At 67.9% G+C, this 20,129-nt stretch carries 20 protein-coding genes; 13 read left to right on the forward strand and 7 right to left on the reverse strand.

Annotated features, from left to right (window positions below; translation table 11 throughout):
• Window positions 1-18: 18 nt before the first annotated feature.
• The 5 genes from VMT65_RS10375 (at window position 19) to VMT65_RS10395 (ending at window position 5,388) form a co-directional block, all read left to right on the forward strand.
• Window positions 19-1,470, forward strand: a complete 1,452-nt coding sequence (locus VMT65_RS10375) for an APC family permease (protein ID WP_326307858.1) — start codon at window positions 19-21, stop codon at window positions 1,468-1,470.
• Window positions 1,471-1,552: 82 nt separating this feature from the next.
• Complete coding sequence (locus VMT65_RS10380) at window positions 1,553-1,999, forward strand: MarR family winged helix-turn-helix transcriptional regulator (RefSeq protein WP_326307859.1); 447 nt, start codon at window positions 1,553-1,555, stop codon at window positions 1,997-1,999.
• Complete coding sequence (locus VMT65_RS10385) at window positions 1,996-3,363, forward strand: MFS transporter (RefSeq protein WP_326307860.1); 1,368 nt, start codon at window positions 1,996-1,998, stop codon at window positions 3,361-3,363. The genes VMT65_RS10380 and VMT65_RS10385 overlap by 4 nt, the downstream gene beginning before the upstream one ends.
• A gap of 57 nt (window positions 3,364-3,420) precedes the next feature.
• Window positions 3,421-4,482, forward strand: a complete 1,062-nt coding sequence (locus tag VMT65_RS10390; RefSeq protein ID WP_326307861.1) for a mechanosensitive ion channel family protein — start codon at window positions 3,421-3,423, stop codon at window positions 4,480-4,482.
• Window positions 4,483-4,506: 24 nt separating this feature from the next.
• The gene (locus tag VMT65_RS10395) at window positions 4,507-5,388 is read left to right on the forward strand and encodes an alpha/beta fold hydrolase (protein WP_326307862.1); all 882 of its coding nucleotides are present in this window, start codon (window positions 4,507-4,509) and stop codon (window positions 5,386-5,388) included.
• Here the strand turns inward: VMT65_RS10395 and VMT65_RS10400 are convergent, their stop codons facing one another.
• Entirely contained in the window at window positions 5,389-5,982 is a 594-nt protein-coding gene (locus VMT65_RS10400; protein WP_326307863.1) for a TetR/AcrR family transcriptional regulator, read from the reverse strand.
• Window positions 5,983-6,088: 106 nt separating this feature from the next.
• Here VMT65_RS10400 and VMT65_RS10405 point away from each other — a divergent pair, with 106 nt between their 5' ends.
• A complete protein-coding gene (locus tag VMT65_RS10405) occupies window positions 6,089-6,985 on the forward strand; it encodes an alpha/beta fold hydrolase (RefSeq protein WP_326307864.1) in 897 nt (298 codons plus the stop codon).
• Between the two features lie 81 nt (window positions 6,986-7,066).
• On the opposite strand, the gene VMT65_RS10410 is transcribed toward VMT65_RS10405, so the two are convergent.
• A complete protein-coding gene (locus tag VMT65_RS10410; RefSeq protein ID WP_326307865.1) occupies window positions 7,067-8,002 on the reverse strand; it encodes an AfsR/SARP family transcriptional regulator in 936 nt (311 codons plus the stop codon).
• Window positions 8,003-8,199: 197 nt separating this feature from the next.
• Here VMT65_RS10410 and VMT65_RS10415 point away from each other — a divergent pair, with 197 nt between their 5' ends.
• Together VMT65_RS10415 and VMT65_RS10420 are read left to right on the forward strand one after the other, a co-directional pair.
• Window positions 8,200-10,179, forward strand: coding sequence for a sensor histidine kinase (locus tag VMT65_RS10415; protein WP_326307866.1), 1,980 nt, complete (start codon window positions 8,200-8,202; stop codon window positions 10,177-10,179).
• Window positions 10,176-10,805 (forward strand): response regulator transcription factor, encoded by a 630-nt coding sequence (locus VMT65_RS10420; RefSeq protein ID WP_326307867.1) that lies wholly within the window; start codon window positions 10,176-10,178, stop codon window positions 10,803-10,805. The genes VMT65_RS10415 and VMT65_RS10420 overlap by 4 nt, the downstream gene beginning before the upstream one ends.
• A 13-nt stretch (window positions 10,806-10,818) precedes the next feature.
• Here the strand turns inward: VMT65_RS10420 and VMT65_RS10425 are convergent, their stop codons facing one another.
• Entirely contained in the window at window positions 10,819-11,745 is a 927-nt protein-coding gene (locus tag VMT65_RS10425) for a lipase family protein (protein WP_326307868.1), read from the reverse strand.
• A gap of 481 nt (window positions 11,746-12,226) precedes the next feature.
• Between VMT65_RS10425 and VMT65_RS10430 the strand changes: the two genes are divergently transcribed.
• Entirely contained in the window at window positions 12,227-13,255 is a 1,029-nt protein-coding gene (locus VMT65_RS10430) for an alpha/beta hydrolase (protein WP_326307869.1), read from the forward strand.
• Between the two features lie 82 nt (window positions 13,256-13,337).
• Window positions 13,338-13,964 (forward strand): alpha-ketoglutarate-dependent dioxygenase AlkB, encoded by a 627-nt coding sequence (locus VMT65_RS10435; RefSeq protein WP_326307870.1) that lies wholly within the window; start codon window positions 13,338-13,340, stop codon window positions 13,962-13,964.
• Window positions 13,965-14,025: 61 nt separating this feature from the next.
• Here the strand turns inward: VMT65_RS10435 and VMT65_RS10440 are convergent, their stop codons facing one another.
• From VMT65_RS10440 to VMT65_RS10455, 4 genes are all read right to left on the reverse strand, one after another.
• On the reverse strand, window positions 14,026-15,258 hold the full coding sequence (locus VMT65_RS10440; RefSeq protein ID WP_326307871.1) for an FAD-dependent oxidoreductase: 1,233 nt from the start codon (window positions 15,256-15,258) through the stop codon (window positions 14,026-14,028).
• Window positions 15,259-15,335: 77 nt separating this feature from the next.
• Window positions 15,336-15,848, reverse strand: a complete 513-nt coding sequence (locus VMT65_RS10445; protein ID WP_442790240.1) for a DUF4334 domain-containing protein — start codon at window positions 15,846-15,848, stop codon at window positions 15,336-15,338.
• A 145-nt stretch (window positions 15,849-15,993) separates the two neighbouring features.
• Window positions 15,994-16,440 carry an MFS transporter gene (locus tag VMT65_RS10450; RefSeq protein WP_326307873.1) on the reverse strand — a complete coding sequence of 149 codons (447 nt, stop codon included), beginning with the start codon at window positions 16,438-16,440 and terminating at the stop codon, window positions 15,994-15,996.
• The gene (locus VMT65_RS10455; RefSeq protein ID WP_326307874.1) at window positions 16,440-16,715 is read right to left on the reverse strand and encodes a hypothetical protein; all 276 of its coding nucleotides are present in this window, start codon (window positions 16,713-16,715) and stop codon (window positions 16,440-16,442) included. Before VMT65_RS10455 ends, VMT65_RS10450 begins: the two co-directional genes overlap by 1 nt.
• 76 nt (window positions 16,716-16,791) lie before the next feature.
• On the opposite strand from VMT65_RS10455, the gene VMT65_RS10460 reads away from it, so the two are divergent.
• Genes VMT65_RS10460 through VMT65_RS10470 form a run of 3 tightly spaced genes read left to right on the forward strand, consistent with a single transcriptional unit; the run spans window position 16,792 to window position 20,119 of the window.
• The gene (locus tag VMT65_RS10460; RefSeq protein ID WP_326307875.1) at window positions 16,792-17,805 is read left to right on the forward strand and encodes a hypothetical protein; all 1,014 of its coding nucleotides are present in this window, start codon (window positions 16,792-16,794) and stop codon (window positions 17,803-17,805) included.
• 5 nt (window positions 17,806-17,810) lie between these two features.
• A complete protein-coding gene (locus VMT65_RS10465) occupies window positions 17,811-18,791 on the forward strand; it encodes a hypothetical protein (protein WP_326307876.1) in 981 nt (326 codons plus the stop codon).
• A gap of 35 nt (window positions 18,792-18,826) precedes the next feature.
• Window positions 18,827-20,119 (forward strand): adenylosuccinate synthetase, encoded by a 1,293-nt coding sequence (locus VMT65_RS10470; RefSeq protein ID WP_326307877.1) that lies wholly within the window; start codon window positions 18,827-18,829, stop codon window positions 20,117-20,119.
• Window positions 20,120-20,129 lie beyond the last annotated feature (10 nt).

Here is a 20,129-nt window from a genome sequence, read left to right on the forward strand (position 1 = left end):
CGCGCCCCGGAGGCAGCCATGACCGGCCCCCGCACCTTGCCCCGAAGAATCGGCCTCTTCCAGGCCACGACCATCAATATGAGCCAGATGGTCGGCATCGGACCCTTCGTCACCATCCCGCTCATGGTCGCGGCCTTCGGCGGGCCGCACGCCGTCATCGGATTCATCTCCGGTGCGGTCCTGGCCCTCGTGGACGGACTCGTCTGGGCCGAACTCGGGGCGGCCATGCCCGGGGCGGGCGGGACGTACGTGTATCTGCGCGAGGCGTTCCAGTACCGGACCGGGCGATTGATGCCGTTCCTGTTCGTCTGGACCGCAATACTTTTCATTCCGCTGATCATGTCGACGGGCGTGCAGGGCCTGGTCCAGTACCTGACCTACCTCTGGCCGTCCATGACCACTGCGCAGGGCGATATCGTCGGACTGGCCGTGGTCGCGCTCGTGCTCGTGCTGCTGTGGCGGCGCATCGATTCCATCGGCCGGATCACCGTGGTGATGTGGGCGGTCATGATCGTGTCGGTGGCGGCGGTGATCCTGGCCTCGTTCACCCACTTTCACCCGAGCATGGCGTTCACCTGGCCCGATCACGCCATCGACTTCGGGCGCGGCAGCTTCTGGCTGGGCTTCGCCTCCGGGCTGACCATCGGCATCTACGACTACCTCGGCTACAACACCACCGCGTATCTCGGTGCGGAGCTGAAGGATCCGGGTCGTGTGCTCCCCCGCTCGATCATCTACGCGGTGCTCGCGGTCATGGTGATCTACCTCGGCATGCAGATCGGGGTGCTGGGCGTCATCGACTGGCACGACATGCTCGACTCGAACAATGTCGCCTCGCAATCGGTGGCCTCGGCGGTGCTCGAGAAGACGATGGGCAAGAGCGCGGCGAATGTCGTGACAGTGCTGATCCTCGTCACCGCCTTCGCCTCGGTCTTCGCCGGACTGCTCGGCGGGTCCCGGGTGCCGTTCGACGCGGCCCGCGACAAGGTGTTCTTCAAGTCCTTCGCCCGCCTGCACCCCAAGCACGAATTCCCGATGCTCGGGCTGATCGTCATGGGTGTGATCACCGCGGCCGGGTTCGTGCTCGCCCGCCACGTGGGCACCTCGGCCACGCATCCGCCGCTGGCCGTGCTGATTTCGTTGCTGACCACCGTCATGGTGATCGTTCAGGCGTTCGCGCAGATCGCGGCGGTGGTCGTGCTGCGGCGGCGACAGCCCCGGTTGGCCCGGCCGTACAAGATGCTGCTGTATCCGCTGCCCGCGGTCGTCGCGGCGATCGGCTGGGCGGTCATCTACGGGTACGCCGACAAGGCGAATCCGGGGGTGCATCCGATCGAGTGGTCGCTGGCGTGGACGGCCCTGGGGATCGCTGCCTTCCTGCTGTGGGCGCGCGTGGAGAAGACCTGGCCGTTCGGACCCAAGCAGATTCGCGAGGAGTACCTCGACGCCGAGCCAGCACCCGCGAGCTGACCGGCCGACTGTGCCGGAATAGACAATCCAGGTTGTTCAATTTCAATTGCGCAATCTGGATTGTCTATCTACCGTGGAGAGTATGTCCGATGCATCCACGGTTCTCTCCGACTCCTCGATCCAGGCGGCCCGTGAGCTCCGCGTTCTGGTCAGCCGCCTGCGACGACGATTTCTGGAAGCGTCCGACAATCTCGAGCTGACGCCCTCGCAGCTGTCGGTGCTGAGCCGGTTGAAGCGCGGCGATGCCACCGCCAGTGCGATCGCCGCGGCCGAGCGAGTTCGACCGCAGGCCATCGCCACCCATCTCGGCATTCTGATCGAGCGCGGCTTCGTGGAGCGCCGACCCGATCCAAAAGACGGTCGGCGGCAACTGGTTTCCCTCACCGCCGCCGGGGTCGAGCTGATGGCCGGGCGGGCGCAGGCCGGACAGGAGTGGCTCGCCTCCGCCCTGGAAGAGAAGTACACCGAGGCGGAGCGGCAGACGGTCCTGGCGGCCCTGGATCTGCTGGAAAGACTGGGGCCGCAGTGATTTCCACGCTGCGTCGGAGCACCCGGCAGCGGCGAGCCGACGGTTTCGATCGGCGGCTGCTGGTGCCCATGATCACCAGTTCGATTCTGAATCCGATCAATTCGTCCATCATCGCGGTCTCGCTGGTGCCGATCGGGGTGGCGTTCGGCGCGCCCGCGTCCGAGACCGCGTGGCTGGTGTCTGCGCTCTACCTGGCCACCGCCATCGGGCAGCCCGTGGTCGGGCGGCTCATCGATCTCTACGGTCCGCGACCGCTCTATCTGACCGGGGCGGCGCTCACCGGCCTGGCCGGAGTGCTCGGAATGGTCGCGCCCGCCCTGTGGGTGCTGGTGCTGGCCCGCGTCATCCTCGGATTCGGCACGTGCGCGGGCTATCCCGCGTCCATGTATTTGATTCGCACGGAGTCCGAGCGCACCGGGCAGGACAGTCCGGCCGGAGTGTTGGCCGCGCTGGCGGTCGCCAATCAGACGATCGCGGTCATCGGCCCGAGTCTGGGCGGTTTACTGATCCATCTGGGTGGCTGGCGGGCGACCTTCGCGATCAACCTCCCGCTCGCGGTGGTGTGCCTGCTCATCGGGTGGCGGCGGATCGCGAAAACGCCTGCGCCCCAGCCTGGTCGGATCGGTGTTCTCGACCTGCCCGGCATCGCGCTGTTCACGGCCATGTTGATCACGGCACTGCTGTTCTTGATGAAACCGCAAGCGGCGCACTGGTATCTGCCCGCGCTGGCCGTCGCGGCCGGTGTCGTCCTGGTGTGGCGCGAATCGCGGGTCGAGCAGCCGTTTCTCGATGTCCGGCTGCTGGGTGGGAATCTGCCACTGCTGGCCACCTACACGCGGAATCTGTTGACCTGCATCGTCGGTTACTGCTTCCTCTACGGATTCACGCAGTGGCTCGAGGAAGGCCGTCGACTCAGTGCGGCCGGGGCGGGTCTGATTCTGCTGCCCATGTCACTGACCGCCATCGCCGTGTCGGCAATCACCGGACGCAGTAGGGCGATTCGCGGCAAGCTGCTCGTCGGCAGCGTCTTCCAGGTGGCCATGACGGTCCTGCTGCTGACGCTGCACTCCGGGGTCGCGCTGTGGCTGCTGGTGGTCGCGGCCGTCCTCAATGGCATTCCGCAGGGCCTCAATACGCTGGCCAATCAGAACGCGCTGTACCACCAGGCCGAGCCGGAGCGCATCGGTTCGTCGGCCGGATTGCTGCGCACCTTCTCCTACTTCGGCGCGATCGGCGCGGCGGCCGCGAGCGGGGCCTTCCTCTCCCCCGGCTCGGGAATCGGCGGACTGCATCATCTGGCCGTATTCATGCTGGTAGCGGCCTGTCTATGCCTGCTCCTGGCGGTCGTCGACCGCTCGCTATGATCCGAGAGTTGTCGGCAGGCGTTCCACCCACCACTGACGTTGGGAAGGAATTCTCGGATGAACAAGCCGCTGATCTGGGCTATCACCGTGGCCGTCGCGGTACTCGGCCCCTTCGCCGGGATTCTCGCCCGCAGGCTGATCGATCGAATCGCCGCCCGGACCTCGGCCCGCAATCTGGCCGTGCATCGCATGGGATTCGGATTGGCCCGCGACCTGGCCATGCCGCTGTGCTCGCTGACCGGCCTACTCATCGCACTGTCGCTGCCCAACGGCCTACCGTTCTCACCACACGCCGTGCACCAGGTCCTCGAAGCGGCGTTCATGCTCGCCATCACCTACGCCTTGGCACGGCTGGCCGCGGAGGTGGTCACCACCGTGGCGCGCCGGATTACCGGCATTTCCGGTTCGGTCAGCCTGTTCTCGACCATCACCCGCATCGTCGTATTCGTTCTGGGCGTGCTGATCACCCTCGACTCGGTGGGTGTGCAGATCACGCCGCTGCTCGGAGCGCTGGGCATCGGCGCGCTGGCCATCGCCCTGGCCCTCGAGGGCACCCTGGCGAATCTGTTCGCGGGCGTGCATATTCTGGCCTCGAAGACCATTCAGGTCGGTGACTTCGTGAAAATCGACAGCGGTGAGACCGGCTGGATCACCGATGTGAACTGGCGGACCACCACCATCACGGACATCCCCGGCAACTCCGTCATCGTGCCCAATCGCAAGTTCGCCGATTCCATCCTCACCAATTTCCAACGCCCGGAACAGGACATGGCGGTGACGGTCAAGGTTTCCACCGCCTACGACAGCGATCTCGACCAGGTCGAGGCGGTGACCTTGGAGGTGGCGCAGCAGGTGATGAAGGGACTCGACGTCGGTTTCGACGGAGCCGATCCGCGCGTGCGGTTCTTCGCCTTCGGCGAGTCCGGCATCGAGTTCCGCGTGGTCCTGCGCACCCGGCATTACGAGGATCAGTATCTGCTGGTCAGCGAGTTCATCAAGGCCCTGCACAAGCGCTACCGGAGAGAGGGCATTCAGATTCCCTACCCCGTGCGCACGCTGGCCTTCGCTCCCGAGGACGACCCCCGATCCTGGCTACCGGCCAGTCTTCATACACCGTAAACCGTCGTGTGCGATGCTCGAAGGGTGAGCAACGACGCTGAATTCACCGAACCGGCCCGGGTTTCCTTCCGCGGCTACGGCGGCATCACCATCGCCGGGGACAGCTGGGGACCCCAGGACGGACCGCTGGTGGTGTTCCTACACGGCGGCGGGCAGACCCGCGGTTCCTGGAAGGACTCCGGGCTAGCGCTGGCGAAGGCCGGAATGCACGCGGTCCTGCTCGACGCGCGCGGACACGGCGACAGCGATTGGGATCCCGAGGGCAACTACCGCCGCGAGGCCATGGTCGAGGACCTCATGGCCGTGCTGCGCGAACTCGACCAGCCCGCCTTCATCGTCGGCGCGAGCATGGGTGGACTCACCGGGCTGATGGCCACCACCCATCCTGAGCGCGAACGCATTACCGGCCTGGTGCTGGTGGATGTGGTACCGCGCCCCGAGCGCAAGGGCGTCGAGCGCGTCATCAACTTCCTGAGCAGCAATCCGGAGGGCTTCGCCAGCCTCGAGGAGGCCGCCGACGCCGTCGCCGCCTACCTCCCCCACCGCCGCCGACCCCGCAATCCCGAAGGGCTGCAACGCAATCTGCGCCTGCGTGACGGCCGCTGGTACTGGCACTGGGATCCGGCCATGATGGGCGGCCCGCGCGACGGCCGCGGCGAGGAGATCGACGTACACACCGAGGCGCTCGAGAACGCCGCCCGCAACCTGACCATCCCGGTCCTGCTGGTGCGCGGCGCACTCTCCGACGTGGTCAGCGAGGAGGGCGTCGCCGCCTTCCGTGCCCTGGTCCCCCACGCCGACTACACCGAGATCGGCACCGCCGCCCACACCGCCGCCAGCGACGCCAACGACGAATTCACCGACGCCGTAGTCGATTTCGTCCGCGCCCAGATCGAATCCCAGTAGCTAGGCGAACACCCGGTCGAGCATGTGGTCGAGCAATTCGACCGCCCGCTCCCGGGTGGCACCGCCCGCCAGAATCGCCTGACTGACGGCACTGGTCGTGAGCACGATCAACTCCGCGTCCAGCTCGATTGCGCGCGTGTCGGATTCGTCGGGCCGCATACGCCGCACCTGTTCGGTGAAGCTGGTGATCAGGTACCGCGGCGCCCCCATCATCTCGTCCGAGGTGACGGTATTCCCAGTCAAATTCGCCGCATGGAACGCCGCGAACACCAAATTATCCTGGTGCCGACCATCATCCAGCGGCAGCAGCCCCATCGCCACCGCCCGAATCACCTCCCGAGGCGAAGCCTCCACCCCCAACCCCCCCACCGATTCCGCAAACCCCTTCCCCCAATCCTCCACCACGGCCCGATGCGTAGCGAGCATCAGTTCCCGCTTGCTCCCGAAGTAGTACTGAATGAGCCGCACCGAAACCCCAGCCTCGGCCGCCACCGCCTGAAACGTCGCCGCATCCAGCCCGCCCGCGGCAATCACCTTCCGAGCGGCAGCAGTAATCTCCCGCCGCCGCTGCTCATGATCCACCAAACGCGGCATCCACCCAGCTCCCCTGCGTCTCCTCGAGGTTGAAGTTTTTGATGGTACGCCCATACCATCTTTATGGTACGTTCATACCATCAAAGCGGATGACAGGGGAGGCGCGATGGCCAAGATCGGGCGATGGAAGAGCGAGGCGGCGCGCGATGCCTACCTGAAGGCTTATGCGTCACTGTCGAACCTGTGGACGGTCCCGTTCACCGAGTTCGACGTCGAAACTTCGTATGGAACAACACATCTCCGCAAGTGCGGCACCGGGTCGGGGGCGCCGCTCGTCCTGATTCCGCCGGTGATGGGCAATGGGGCGGTCTGGTATCCGATCATCGAGCGGCTGGCCGCGCAGCGGACCGTCTACGCACTCGACATCATCGGCGGTCCGGGGCTCAGCGTGCAGACCAAGGCCATCACCGGCCGAGCCGACTACGCGATCTGGCTCGACGAGACACTCGCGGCGCTCGAACTGCCACACGCCCACGTCATGGGCTATTCCGATGGCGCGTGGCGGGCCTTCATGGCCGGGGTCGATGGATCGGAGCGGATCAGTAGCTTGTTGTTGGTCGAACCCGGCGGAGCAGTCGGCAAGACGCCATGGCGCGTGCTGTTCAAGATGATTCGCTACGCCATCCCGCCGTCGGAGCGAAACATGCGCCGAGCCGCCGAATGGCTGATGCCCGGCAACATCCCGGTCGACGAGGAAATGGCCTGTGCCAAAGCCGGACTCGGCTACCGAACCCGCTCCCCCTGGCCACAGTGCCTGAAAGACGAAGAACTGCAATCGATCACCGCACCCACCCTGCTCATCTACGGAGCCGAGTCGGTTCTCGGCAATGCCGAGACAGCCGCCGCCCGTGCCCGCCAACAGATTCCACACTGCGAGGTGGAGATATACCCGGGCGCAACCCACGGCCTGCTTTTCCAGGGCCGCGACAAAGAGGCCGTGTTGAACCGGATCCTGAGCTTCGCCACCGCGCACGATCCCGCAGAAGTTCTTCACACCGACTAGATCCGGGGGCGGTCACGAAATGCTGTGGGCTACACCTGAGCAGGTCATTCCTCGGTTGCTCGACTGCGTGCGGCGGCACGATCAGGTGGTGGCGTGAGGGGTTAGGAGGGTGGGGTCTTGGGTGAGCATGCGGTGTTCGAGGGTTTGGAGGGGGAGGCCGGGTTCTAGGGCCAGGTCGCGGATCAGGAGGGTGCGGAGGCGGCGGAGTTCGGCGAGGGCCTCGGCTTGGCGGCCGCTGCGGTAGAGGGCCAGGGCCAGGAGTTCCCAGCGGCGTTCGCGGTAGGGGGCGTCGGTGAGGGCGGTGCGTAGGGCGGCCAGGGCGGTGACGGTGTCGCCGCAGGCCAGTCGGGCGGCCTGGAGTTCCTCGAGCGCTACGGCACGGAGTTCAGCCAATCTGGCTGTGGCCCCGGCCAGTTCGGGTGTCGAGGCGAGGTCGGACCAGGGATCTCCGCGCCACAGCTCGAGGGCCGATTCGAAGGCGGCGATCGCGGCGTGGGGATCGTGGGCGGCCAGTCGGGTGCGGCCGTGCTCGATCTGCGCGGTGAAGCGGCCGTGGTCGGTGCGGTCGGGCGGGAGGGTCAGCGCGTAACCGGCGGCGGTGCGCTGCAGGTGGGTGCGCGCCTCGTCGCCTAGGGCGGCGCGCAAGCGCCAGACCGCGACTCGCAGGGTATTGATCGCGGTGTGGGGTCGGCGTTCGCCCCACACCTGGTCGATCAGGCGGTCGTCGGGGACCGCCGCGCCGTCGGCGAGCGCGAGCGCCGCCATGATGCGCCGGGCGACCGGACCGCCCAAATCTTTGATGCGCCCGTCGATTTCGACCTCGAGCGGGCCGATATCCCGGCAGCGCATGCCTTCGCCGGGGCGGCGGCGCAGATACTCCGCAACCTCGAGCACCCGCTGCCCGGTGTGCGGCCCGAGGTCGTCCAGCCCGAGCTTCCCGAGAATCGAGCGCAGCATGCGCTGTTCGTAATCGGTGAGCGCGGCCGCCGGATGCGGAGCCGTCGGTAGGGCGATCATGCCCGCCACCCGGTGTGTGGTGGCCGGATCGCGAGCGAGCGCGGCTCGGGCGGTGTGGAGATCGGCATGCCCTCGATCGTCGAGGGCGGGTGCTCCGATCGCATGAGTGGTGTTCCCGAGCGAGTCGGGAATTCTTCCCGGTCGGGTCGGGATGCCGCGCGCTGCGCCGACCCGGGTGGGTGCGGTACGAATAGCGGGTGTACGCCCCCGCTCTCGCCGCCGGAACCAGAGCACGCTGGTCGAGCGTGGCCGCGTCCGCGCTGGCCGTGGCCGGATTGTCGGCGGTCGGGCTGTCGCTGGTGTACGCCGACCGGGCCGGGTGGTCCGGTGGCGCGGTGGCGGATCCGGCGGCCGGACTGACCGCGGCGACCTGGCTGCTCACCGGATTGGCGACCGCGGTGGTGCGGCCACGGCTGCCGTTCGGGTGGCTGCTGCTCGGCGGCGGGGTGTGCCTGGCCGCGGCGGGCCTGCTGGCGGCGGGCGGTGAATACGCGATCACCGCGGGCCATCCGATGCTGGGCGCGTGGCTGGCCTGGGGTCGCTGGATCCTGTTCCCGCACTTGGCCGCCAATGTGCTGATCTATCTGCTGTTTCCGACCGGGACCCTGCTGTCGCCGCGATGGCGGGCGTGGGTGGTGCTCACCCTTACCGCGAATCTCGCCTTGATCCTGGCGCAGCTGCTGGATCCGAACGTGTCGAGCGACCCGGCGATGTCGATCGCGAATCCGGGTCCGCACGCGTCCTGGGCCCCGGCCCTGCTGCCGTTCGCGGTGGCCGCCACGGATGCCGCGTTCCTGAGCGGCCTGGCGGCCCTGGCGATTCGCTGGCGGCGCGGCGGACCGGATCGGCGGATCGTACGGGTGGTCTTCGCGTTCGCGATCCTGGACACCGCGGGCGGTCTGCTCTTGATCCACCCGCCGGGACAGTGGGTGTACGCGCTCGCGGTCCCGGCGACCGCGGGCCTGACCATGTCCATCGCCTTCGGCCTGATCCGCCATCGGCTCTGGGGTGTACGCGAAACAGTGGGCAGAGCGGTCACTTACGGGCTGCTCACCGCGGGCGTGGTGGCCGTGTTCACCCTCGCCATCACCCTGGCCGGGCGTTCGGCGGTCCCGGCGGCCGCGCTGCTGGTGTGTCTCATGGTGAGTCCCCTGCAGCGGCGACTGCAGGCCGCGGTCGACCGATTCGTCTACGGGCAGCGGCACGAACCGTACGCCGTGCTGTCGCGGCTCGGTACGGCACTCGAGACCGCCGGTGACCCGGAGGCCGCGCTGATCCAGCTGGTGACGACCGCGGCGACCGCGCTGCGCAGTCCGTGGATGGCCATCGAGCTGTCGGGACGGGTGGTGGCGGAATACGGTGTGCCGCAACCGGATCGAGCCGTTCGACTACCGCTGCGCCATCAGGGTGCGGACCTGGGCGAATTGGTGGTGGGACTGCGCCGCGGCGAGGCCGGGTTCGGCGTCGCGGATCGACGACTGCTCAAGGATCTGACGCGACAGGCGGGCGCGGCCGCCCACGCGGTATCGCTCACGGCCGCTTTACAACTCGCCCGCGAGCATACGGTGACCGTGCGCGAGGAGGAGCGGCGACGCCTGCGCCGCGATCTGCACGACGGGGTCGCGGCCGCGCTGACGGCCGTCGGGCTCACTCTCGACGTGGCCGAGTCCGCCGCCGACGCGCCGCGCGCGCACCGGTTGATCCACAAGGCCCGCACCGACGTGGCCGCCGCGCTGGGCGAGGTGCGCCGCGTCATCGACGACCTGGGACCGGCGGTGCTGGCGGAAGCCGGGCTCGGCCCGGCCCTGGATCAGCTCGCGCGCCAATTCGGCACCGCCACCATGATCGTGACCGCGAGCCTGCGACCCGCCGGGGCCCGGCTGCCCGCCGCCATCGAGGCCGCCGCCTATCGCATTGCGGCCGAGGCGCTGCAGAACGCCGCCAAGCACGCGGCCGCCGCGCGGTGCACGGTCACCGCCGCGGTGGACGCGGACACGCTACGGCTCGTCGTCACCGACGACGGCCGCGGATTCGACGCCGACGCGCCGCGCGGGCTCGGCCTGCGGAACATGGCCGAGCGGGCCGAGGAGATCGGCGGGCGCTGCACGGTCACCGCGAATCCATCCGGCGGGACACTGGTTTCGGCCCTGCTGCCGATTTCGGGAGGAGAACGATGACCGCGTTGCGAGTGGTGATCGTGGACGACCATCCCATGGTCGTCGACGGCCTGACCCTGGCCCTCGATGTCGACGGCATCGAGGTCGTCGGCACGGCGGGCACCGCCCGGGAGGCCGTGGAGGTGGTGGCCCGCACCGACCCGAATGTCGTCATCATGGACATCCACCTGCCCGACGCCTCCGGTCTGGACGCGACTCGCGAACTGCGGCAACAACATCCGAACCTGTCGATCCTCATCCTGTCCATGGCCGACGACGTCCACACCGCCACCACCGCCCTGTCCGCCGGCGCGAACGGCTACCTCGTGAAGGGCGCCACCCGCGACGACATCGTGCGCGCCGTCCAAGCGGTGGCCGGCAACCAGGTCATCCTCAGCGCCGGAATCGCCCGCGCCGCACTGCCTTCCACCCCACCGCCACCCCCACCCTTCCCCCAGCTCACCGCCCGAGAATGCGAGATCCTCGACCTCCTCGCCGCCGGCCACGCCAACCCCGCCATAGCCCGCCGCCTCGGCATCACCGCCAAGACCACCGCCAACCACGTCTCCAACATCCTCTTGAAACTCGGCGTCGCCGACCGCACCCAGGCCGCCCTCCTGGCCCGCGAAGCCCTCGGACCTCGATAAGTTTCGTCCTGCGTCAGGTCTGACGTAGGAAGTCGAGTCCGTCCTGCCCGGAGATCGACACGATGGTGTTGTGGGTTGCGGTGGGGTAGGTCCGTAGATCTGCCGGTGTTCCCGCCTTGGTCAGTTGTTGCTGGAGCAGTATCGCGGCGGGTAAGGGCATGATGTCGTCGAGGACGCCTTGGGCGATGCGGATCGGTACGCGGTATCCGGTGTCCGGGACGGTGAGGTAGTCCCGGAGCGCGGTTTCGAAGACCGGGTCCGCCAAGGGTTTCGCCAGCAGCTCACCCGGTGGCTGCCCGCGCACCATCTGCGTGAGGGATGCCAGGTCGCAGTCGGGGCTGGTCTCCGCGATTCGGACAGCGGTCCGGCCTTTGTCGGTCAGGTAGTCGGTGATCGGCAGATCCGGGCGTGCGTGCGCGAGACCGGCAATGGCCAGCACACCATTGACCATGATCGCGTTGACCAGCGGGATAACCGGGGTTTTCGGGCCCATTAGCCCCAGCAGGAGCTCGACGTTCGACGCGGGCGCGAAGGCGAGCACGCCGCGCAGATTCAATTCCGGCGCATAGTCGTTCGTCATCGATGCCGCGAACAGTGCCGCATGCCCGCCCTGAGAATGCCCGGAGGTGACGTACGAGGCGGACAGTTCGGGAACGAGGGCGCGCGCTGCCCGGACTATGTCGATCATGGCGTGCCCCTCGGCCCGTCCAGCGAGGTATTCGTGGTAGCCCGGCGCTCCGAGCCCGATGTAATCGCTTGCGGCGACGGCATATCCGGCGGCAAGGAACCTCGACAGGTCGGGGGCCTGATCAAAGGTCCCGTCGATGACATTGCCGGTCCGGCTCGGTGCGCAGCCCTCGGTCATCCCGGAAGTGCCGTGCCCCCAGGACAACACCGGCCAACCCCCCTCCGGCGGCTTCCCCTCGGGTACATAGATCATGCCCCCACTGACTTCGGACTCACCACTCTGCCCGGTGGTTCGATAGACGACCCGAAACCCACTGTCCGCGTGAGGAATCAGATCCGCACCCTGCAATGGTGTCGAGTCGACCACGGTTCCCGGAGCTATCGATGGCTGCGCCGCGGCACAACTGGTCCCGGCCAACAGCGCCACCACCGCGGCCGCGATCACGATCGACAATCGACCGAACAACGTGCCCCCAAGGTGAACGAGTGAAAAGACCTCGCGATCATTCCGCGACCCAACCCTCGGCAACCGTAGCGGCAGATCGATAGCAAGACAACCGCATCCGCGTCGCCGACGAGATGTGCCATCCCACCGGGCCGCTGCCAGCGGCTAGGCGTTCAACCACCCTGTAACAGCGCTCTCGGGCGAAACGATCAACCGTCCTGGTCGCGCGATGAACATTGGGGGTTTGATCTTGAGGCGTCAATCGCTGAGGCGTGCACTGTCATTCGCAATGATCGGGACGATATTCGCGTCTGCCGTCGCGGGCTTCGGCGCGGCGGTCAGCTCGGCGGAAACCGGTGATCCGATCATCGAGTCCAGCAAGCTGCTCGCGGATCCGGTCGCGCCGGACGGGTCGAAGATCTCCTCGGGCACCATCGACGGCCGCAACCTCACCTTGCAGGTCTACTCCGCGGCGATGGACAAGAAGATCCAGGTCAAGGTGCAGCGACCTAACGATGCTTCCCAGCCGCGTCCCACGCTCTACCTGGTCAACGGGGCGGGCGGTGGAACGGACTCGGCAACCTGGTGGGCCAAGACCGACGTGGGCGATTTTCTCGCGGGCAAGGATGTCAACGTCGTGATGCCCATCGGGGGAGCCTTCGCCTACTACACCGATTGGCAGAAGGACGACCCGTCGATGGGGCGCAACAAATGGCGCACCTTCTTCCTCGACGAACTACCACCGCTGATCGATAAGGCATTGGGCACCAACGGAATCAACGCGATCGCCGCGAATTCCATGACCGCCACGTCGATTTTGCAGATGGCCGAGGCCAAGCCCGGCTTGTATCGGTCGGTCGCCGGTTACAGCGGCTGCGCGCAGATCGCGGATCCCATCGGCAAGCGGTTCACCAAGCTGGTGGTTGAAACCTATGGCGGCGGCGATGTCCGCAACATGTACGGAAGCGACGACGATCCCGACTGGGCCGCCAACGACCCGGTCCTTCACGCCGAAGCTCTGCGCGGCACCAATCTTTTCCTTTCCACCGGCAATGGCCTGCCCGGTCAGTGGGACACCCTCAATGGCCCCTATACCCTGCCGGGCAGCTACGGATTGGCCAACCAGATCCTCGTCGGCGGCATTATCGAGGCGGCCACCAACTGGTGCACCCACAACCTTCAAGACCGGCTCAGCCAACTCCAGATACCCGCGACCTTCGATTACGCGCCCACCGGCACGCACTCATGGGGGTATTGGCGCGACGCGTTCTACCAGTCTTGGCCGATGCTCGCCGACGGCCTCGGCATCCCCGCGTAGTCCGGGCGAACCTGCCAGAAATTCGACTCACTCGATTCATAACATGCGAACACATGTTCGATTATGTGGTAGCTTTTGGGGCATGTCGACGCCGTTGCAGGGATCCTTGCTGGATGGGTTCGGGGAGGTCGGGGTCGGGGCGCTGGATCGGGTTCGGCGTACCGAGCTTGGCGAGGGGGCGTGGGTTGATGTGTTGCCGGGGTGGTTGAGGGGGGCCGATGAGTTGTTCGGGCGGCTGGCCGCCGGGGTGCCGTGGCGGGCGGATCGGCGGGCCATGTACGACCGGATGGTGGATGTGCCTCGGCTGCTGTGCTTTTACGAAGAGGGACGTGAGTTGCCGGATCCCGTGTTGGGTCAGGCGCGGGATGCGTTGAGTGCGCATTATTTCGGGGAGCTTGGGGAGCCGTTCACTACGGCGGGGTTGTGCTATTACCGCGATGGCGAGGACAGCGTTGCGTGGCATGGGGATACGTTCGGGCGCGGGGCGACCGATGACACGATGGTGGCGATCGTGTCGGTCGGGGCGGCGCGGGCGCTGTTGCTACGCCCGCGCGGTGGCGGGGCCAGTGTGCGTTATCCGCTCGGGCACGGGGACCTCATCGTGATGGGCGGATCGTGCCAACGGACCTGGGAGCACGCCATTCCCAAGACTAAACGGCCCGTCGGACCGCGCATCAGCATTCAGTTCCGGCCGCGCAACGTCCGCTAGGCGAGCGGTCCACGAGACATGAGCGCGGCATCCGGTCGGACGAGGGGTCCAGACGCCGCGCTCAATCTCGCCGGGCGAAATCCGGTACACGTTCGGGGATGACGCCGCGGCCGACGATGAAGGGCGGCAGGCTGCGAATCACGGGGATGCGGCGGAAGATTCGCAGGGCGAGGGGGGTTTCCGGGGCGTTGGAGACGTTGAGTTGTCCGGCCACGGCGGGGCGGATGATGCGGGCGTGGGCGAAACGCTGCCCACCCTGAACCACGGCGGTGGGCAGGGTGCGGTGGCGTTGAACGCGGGCCAGGTCGGCCGGGGTGACGCTGTGCGACAACAGTTTCGGGCCGAGGATGCGGGCGGTGGCGACCGCGTCCTGGACGGCCAGGTTGATGCCGACGCCGCCGACCGGGGACATGGCGTGGGCGGCGTCGCCGATGCAGAGCAGGCCGTCGGTGTACCAGCGGTCGAGGCGATCCAGTTTGACGTCGAGAAGTTTCACCTCGTCCCAGCTCTGGAGGGCGTCGACCCGGTCGGCCAGCCACGGCACCACGGCGGCCATGTCGCGCATGATGACGCCGACCGGCTGCCGCGCCCGCAGTTCCGCGTCGCTGCCCTTGGCGATGAGGGTGGCGCTCTGCCAGTAGTCGCCGCGATCGAACATGACCGCGACCCGATTGGAGCTCACCACTGGAATCAGACCGGAGGGGTCCGTGTCGTGGCGCGGGATCCGGAACCACCAGGCGTCGAAGGGCGTCGCCCAGTTCCGGACGCCGAGCCCGGCGGCCGAACGCAGCACCGAGGACCGGCCGTCGCAGGCCACCGTGAGATCGGCCCGAATCTCCCCGGTCGCACCGTCTTTCGTGCGATAGCGCACCCCGGCGACCTTGCCGCCCGCGTGCACGAGATCGACCGCCTCGGTATTCATGCGCAACCGGAAGGTGGGTTCCATTTCCCCCGCGCGGGCCAGCAGGTCCAGCAGGTCCCACTGCGGCACCATGGCCACATATTTGTGCCGCCCCGGGATGTGGGCGAAGGTCGCCAGCGTCTGCATGCGCCCGCCGATCGGGATCTGCACCGTATTCAGCCGCCGCTGCGGCAGTTTGGCGAAATCCTCCCGCAGCCCCAGCGCGTCGAGGAGCTCCAGGGTGGTGGGGTGCACGGTGTCGCCGCGGAAGTCGCGCAGGAAGTCACCGTGTTTCTCCAGCACGGTGACCTCGACATCGGCCCGGGCGAGCATCACCCCCAGAAACATGCCGGCCGGACCCCCGCCGACGATCAGACAGGTCGTACGTTCCATCGGGACCTCCCGGGTCGAAGACCATCCCTTCCGATGGTAGGCCGGGTTCGGCTCGGGGACAGGCGCTTCCCGGACGGCTAGCGGTCGCGGTAGAGGACGAAGAAGTACGGTTCGTTCAGCCCGCGCATATCCATCACGCCGAGCAGGGTGTCCGCGTCGACGCGCCGGAAGACGTCGATGATCGGCAGGTGGTCGTAGATCATTGCGGCACTGGACTTTCCGCGAAACTCCAGCTCGCGCAGCCGGGCGCGCGGCGTGCGGGTCCGCAGCAGGGGTCGCAGCGCCCCGAGCGCACCGCGCACCGGACGCAGCGCCCGCACCGGCACCTTGCCCGCCAGGAACAGCGGAACCCGGCGGGGATCGACCGCGAAGATCTCGTTGTCAGGCCCGGTGAACAACAGCGGCTGCACACTGTCCGCGCTGTCGAATTGCTTGCCGTACCAACCGGTTTCGACCAGCAGGCCGTCCCACGGGTGCCCGGTCCCGACCTCGTCGCCACGCCACCGTCCAGTGGTGATCTCGTCGACGCGCACGGTGGGCAGGCCGTCGAACAGCTCCCACGCCTCCGCGGCCGTGGCCCGCGCGGCCATCAGGTTCCGCAGGCGCGCGGCACCGTCGGTCGCGGAGTCGGCGGTTGCCATCATGATCTCCTCGGTGAGAGTCAACGACATGGTTTCTCTCACCCTAGCCCCGCGCCCACGGGTGGGATTCGCATTTTCGGTCAGCCGAGCCGGTTCACGCCTGCTCCTCGACAATCCGCACGGTATCGGTCACCTTGGTGGCGCGAATGCCGCGCAGCAGCAACGAGAGAACGAGCACGGCCGCCACGACGACGACGGCGGCGGCGGCGATACGGCTCGCACCCGCCGGTCCCCAGGCCGTCCACGCCAATCCGAACACCACCGAGGACACCAGATACGACAGCACCTGCCCGGTCTGAATCAACGCGATTCCGTTGCTACGCAAGGGTTTCGGCAGCAACGGCCCGGCCAACGCCATGAGCATGCCACCGGTGGAGGCGTAGAACAATCCGTACAGGGCCAACACCACCACCAGCAGCGCGGTCCCGCCGAATGGCCCGAACAGCAGCAGATACACCACCGCCAGCGCGGAGTATCCACCGAGCACCACCGGCAGCCTGCCGATCCGGTCGGCGAGCAGGCCCAGCGGCGTCGCCAGCATCAGATACGACAGGTTGGCGCCGACGGCCAGCAGGCCGCCGCCACCAGCCGCCGCACCGACACCATGCGAATCAGACCGCCCAACACCGCGGGCGAGACCGCGCTCTTCTTCGACGGCTCCTCATCACGGTGATCGCGCACGAACAACACCAGGATCAGCACACCGAACGCGCCCGCGCAGAAACTGGCCACGAACACGGCGTCATACGCCTGCGCGGTCGCGGCGAGAATGCCGAGCGCCACCAGCGGTCCGACGAACGCGCCGATGGTGTCCATGCGCGTTTTTGTCGTCTATACAAAAAGATGGTTCAAATCTCTGGCGCGGGATGTTTTAGTCATCTAGTCTAAAACCATGACCACAGCGAGAGAGACCGCGGAGACCATCCGGGCGGCTCGGCGGCCCGAGGATCTCTTCGGTTCCGCCGCAACGGATTCCACCAGTCGACAGGCTGCCCGGCGGCGGTATCACCGACTCGCCGCCCTCGTTCATCCCGACCGGGTGGAGGCTGTGGACGCGTCCATCGCCAGTGCGGCCTTCACCCGGCTGGCCGAGCTGTACCGGCGATGGCTGGAGCTGGACGAGGCCGACTTCGAGGTCACCGGGGCGCACGGCCGCTACCCCGTCGGGAAACTCCACGCGACGGGTTCGGTCGCCGATGTGTATCTCAGCGGATCGGACCGGGTCGTGAAGATTCCGCGGCGGGCGGCGGCCAACCGGTTGCTGGCCGGGGAGCGAAACGCCTTGCGCGACATCGCCGCCACCGCCGACGAGCACGAGTGGCTGCGGCCGTACTTCCCCGAACTGATCGACACGGTCGACCACGTGGACTCCGGAGAACACCGCACGGTCAATGTCCTCGCCGCGCTCACCGACGGGTTCGTGACACTCGCGGACGTCCGCGCCGCCTACCCCGACGGCCTCGACCCGCGCGACTACGCGTGGATGCACCGGCGGCTGCTGCGCTGCCTGGCCGGGGCGCAGCTCGCGGGCTGGGTGCACACCGCGATCAGCCCGGCCAACGTGCTGGTGCACCCGCGCCTGCACGGAATCGTGCTGGCGGGTTGGTCTTTCGCGACCCGACCCGGCGCACCCGCCGCGGCGACGCTGAAGTCGCTCGCCTATCCCCCGGAGATCCGCGACCGGGTCTCCCCCGCCACCGACGTGTATCTCGCGCATCGCCTCATGCTCACCATGCTCGGCGATCGCGCCCCCGCTCCCCTGCGCGCCTACGCGCACGGGTGTCTGCAAACCGATCCCAGGCTGCGCCCCGAGGCCGCGGACCTGCTGGACGAATTCGACGATCTGCTCGACCGGCTCTACGGGAAGCGCCGCTTCCGGCCCTTCGAGCTCACGAAAGGTAAGTGATAGCAATGGGTTACGGAAGCTGGGACGACAGCGCCTACGACGCGGCGCGGACCTTCCGCGCGGCCAAGGGCCTCGACGACTTCGGCTACACCGCGGACATGCGGTCGGTACCGTGGGACAAGTGGAAGGCCCACCCCACCCTCGATCCGAAGGGGGTGAGCGTGCGCGAGTCGAGAGACTCCGCCGACCACGGGAATTCGCTGCCGATCGCGGTGCTGTTCGATGTCACCGGGTCGATGGGCCGGGTGCCGCGCATCATGCAGGAGAAGCTGGCCAAGCTGCACGGACTGTTGCAGCGCAAGGGATATGCCGACGATCCACAGATCCTCTTCGGCGCGATCGGGGATGCCGACAGCGACCGGGTGCCCCTGCAGGTCGGGCAGTTCGAATCCGACAACCGGATGGACGAGCAGCTGCGGCTGATCCTGCTCGAAGGCGGTGGCGGCGGGCAGAAGTCCGAAAGCTATGAGCTGGCAGCGTATTTCATCGCCCGGCACACCGTCACCGACGCGTGGGAGAAGCGCGGCCGCAAGGGCTATCTGTTCATCGTCGGCGACGAGCTGAACAAGAAGCGGCTGGCCGCGCGGCACATTCGCTCGGTGATCGGCGACGATGTGCGCCAGGACGTCTCGGTCGAGTCGATCTACCGGGAGCTGGCCGACCGCTGGCACGTGCACTACATCCTGCCCAATCAGTCCAGCTACTACGGGGATCCGGAGATCGCCGAGCACTGGCAGGGGCTGCTGGGCGAACGGTTCCTGCGCCTCGACGATCCGGCGGCGGTGTGCGAGCTCATCGCGCTGACCATCGGCATCGGCGAAGACCGGGTGGACCTGGGGGCCGGGCTGGCCGAGCTGCGTGACATCGGCTCCGACAGCGAGGCCGACGCGGTGGGCAAGGCCCTCGCGCCCCTGGGCGGCACCCGGACCGGCCGCAGCGTCGGCGCACTGCCCGCGGCCACCGGCATCGACGACGTCGATCTGTGACACCGCGCTAGTTACGAAACACGAAGGGACACCTCATGTTCGGCGACAACCACCTGATCGTGGTGGACCTGGGCTTCGGCGACGCCGGCAAGGGCGCGACCGTGGACTGGCTGTGCTCACCGGCCGCCGGGCTCGACGTGGCGGCGGTGGTGCGGTTCAACGGCGGCGCGCAGGCCGCGCACAATGTGCTCACCCACGGCCGCCACCACACCTTCCGGCAGTTCGGGTCTGGCACGCTCTCGCGAGTGCCGACCCTGCTGTCGCGGCACATGCTGGTCGAGCCGCTCGCCCTGGCCGCCGAGGCGCGGGAGCTGGCCGCGCTCGGGGTCGCCGATCCGCTGTCCCTGCTGTACGTGGACGAGCGGGCATTGCTCACCACGCCGATTCACGGGGCCGCCAACCGATGCCGGGAGGATGCGAGGGGTACCTCCCGGCACGGTTCGTGCGGCATCGGGATCGGCGAGACGGCGAGCTACGCGCTCGACCACGACGCACCGCGCGTCGCGGACTGCCTGCGGCCGGAGGTGTTGCGGCGCAAGCTGATCGCGCTCGAGGCGCACTACGCGCCGCTGCTTGCGGATGGCCGACACCGTTACGACCCGGTCGACGAACTCGTGGCCGCCTACACCGCGTTCGCCGACGCGGTGGCGATCCTGCCGGGCGATCAGCTCGCCGGGTTCGCGCGCAGCGGACGGCTGGTGTTCGAGGGGGCACAGGGGGTGCTGCTGGACGAATGGCGCGGCACCCACCCATACACCACCTGGTCCACCGTGGAGCCCCGCAACGCGCGCGCTATGCTCGCGCGCATCGGGGCACCCGGCTATGTGCTGGGCGTGACCCGCGCGTACATGACCCGGCACGGCGCGGGACCGTTCCCCACCGAGGACGCACGCCTCTCGATTCCGGAGCGGCACAACGGAACCGGCGAATACCAGGGCGGCTTCCGGCGCGGCCACCTCGATCCGCTGCTGCTGCGCTACGCGATCGAGGCGTGCGGCGGCATCGACGGCCTGGCCGTCAACCACCTCGACGCCGTCGGCGCGCACCGCACCGCCGCCGATGGGAACCACACGGGCGGCGAGATCCGCACCGCCACCGGCTATCTCACGCCCGACGGGTGCGTCGACCGTCTGACCTGCGGCGCGTGGCAGGACCTCGACCACCAGCAGACGCTCACCGACCTGCTCACCACCGCCACACCCGCCCTCGCCGACCTACCCGCCGACGTCCCCGCCTACCTCGAAACCGCGCTCGGCGCACCGGTCGTCCTCACCGGGCACGGCCCGGACCGGGCCGATCGGCGAATCCGGATCGCCGCTGAGGCATGATTGTCTGCTT

Source organism: Nocardia sp. CDC153, assembly GCF_035818515.1.
Classification (GTDB): Bacteria; Actinomycetota; Actinomycetes; order Mycobacteriales; family Mycobacteriaceae; genus Nocardia.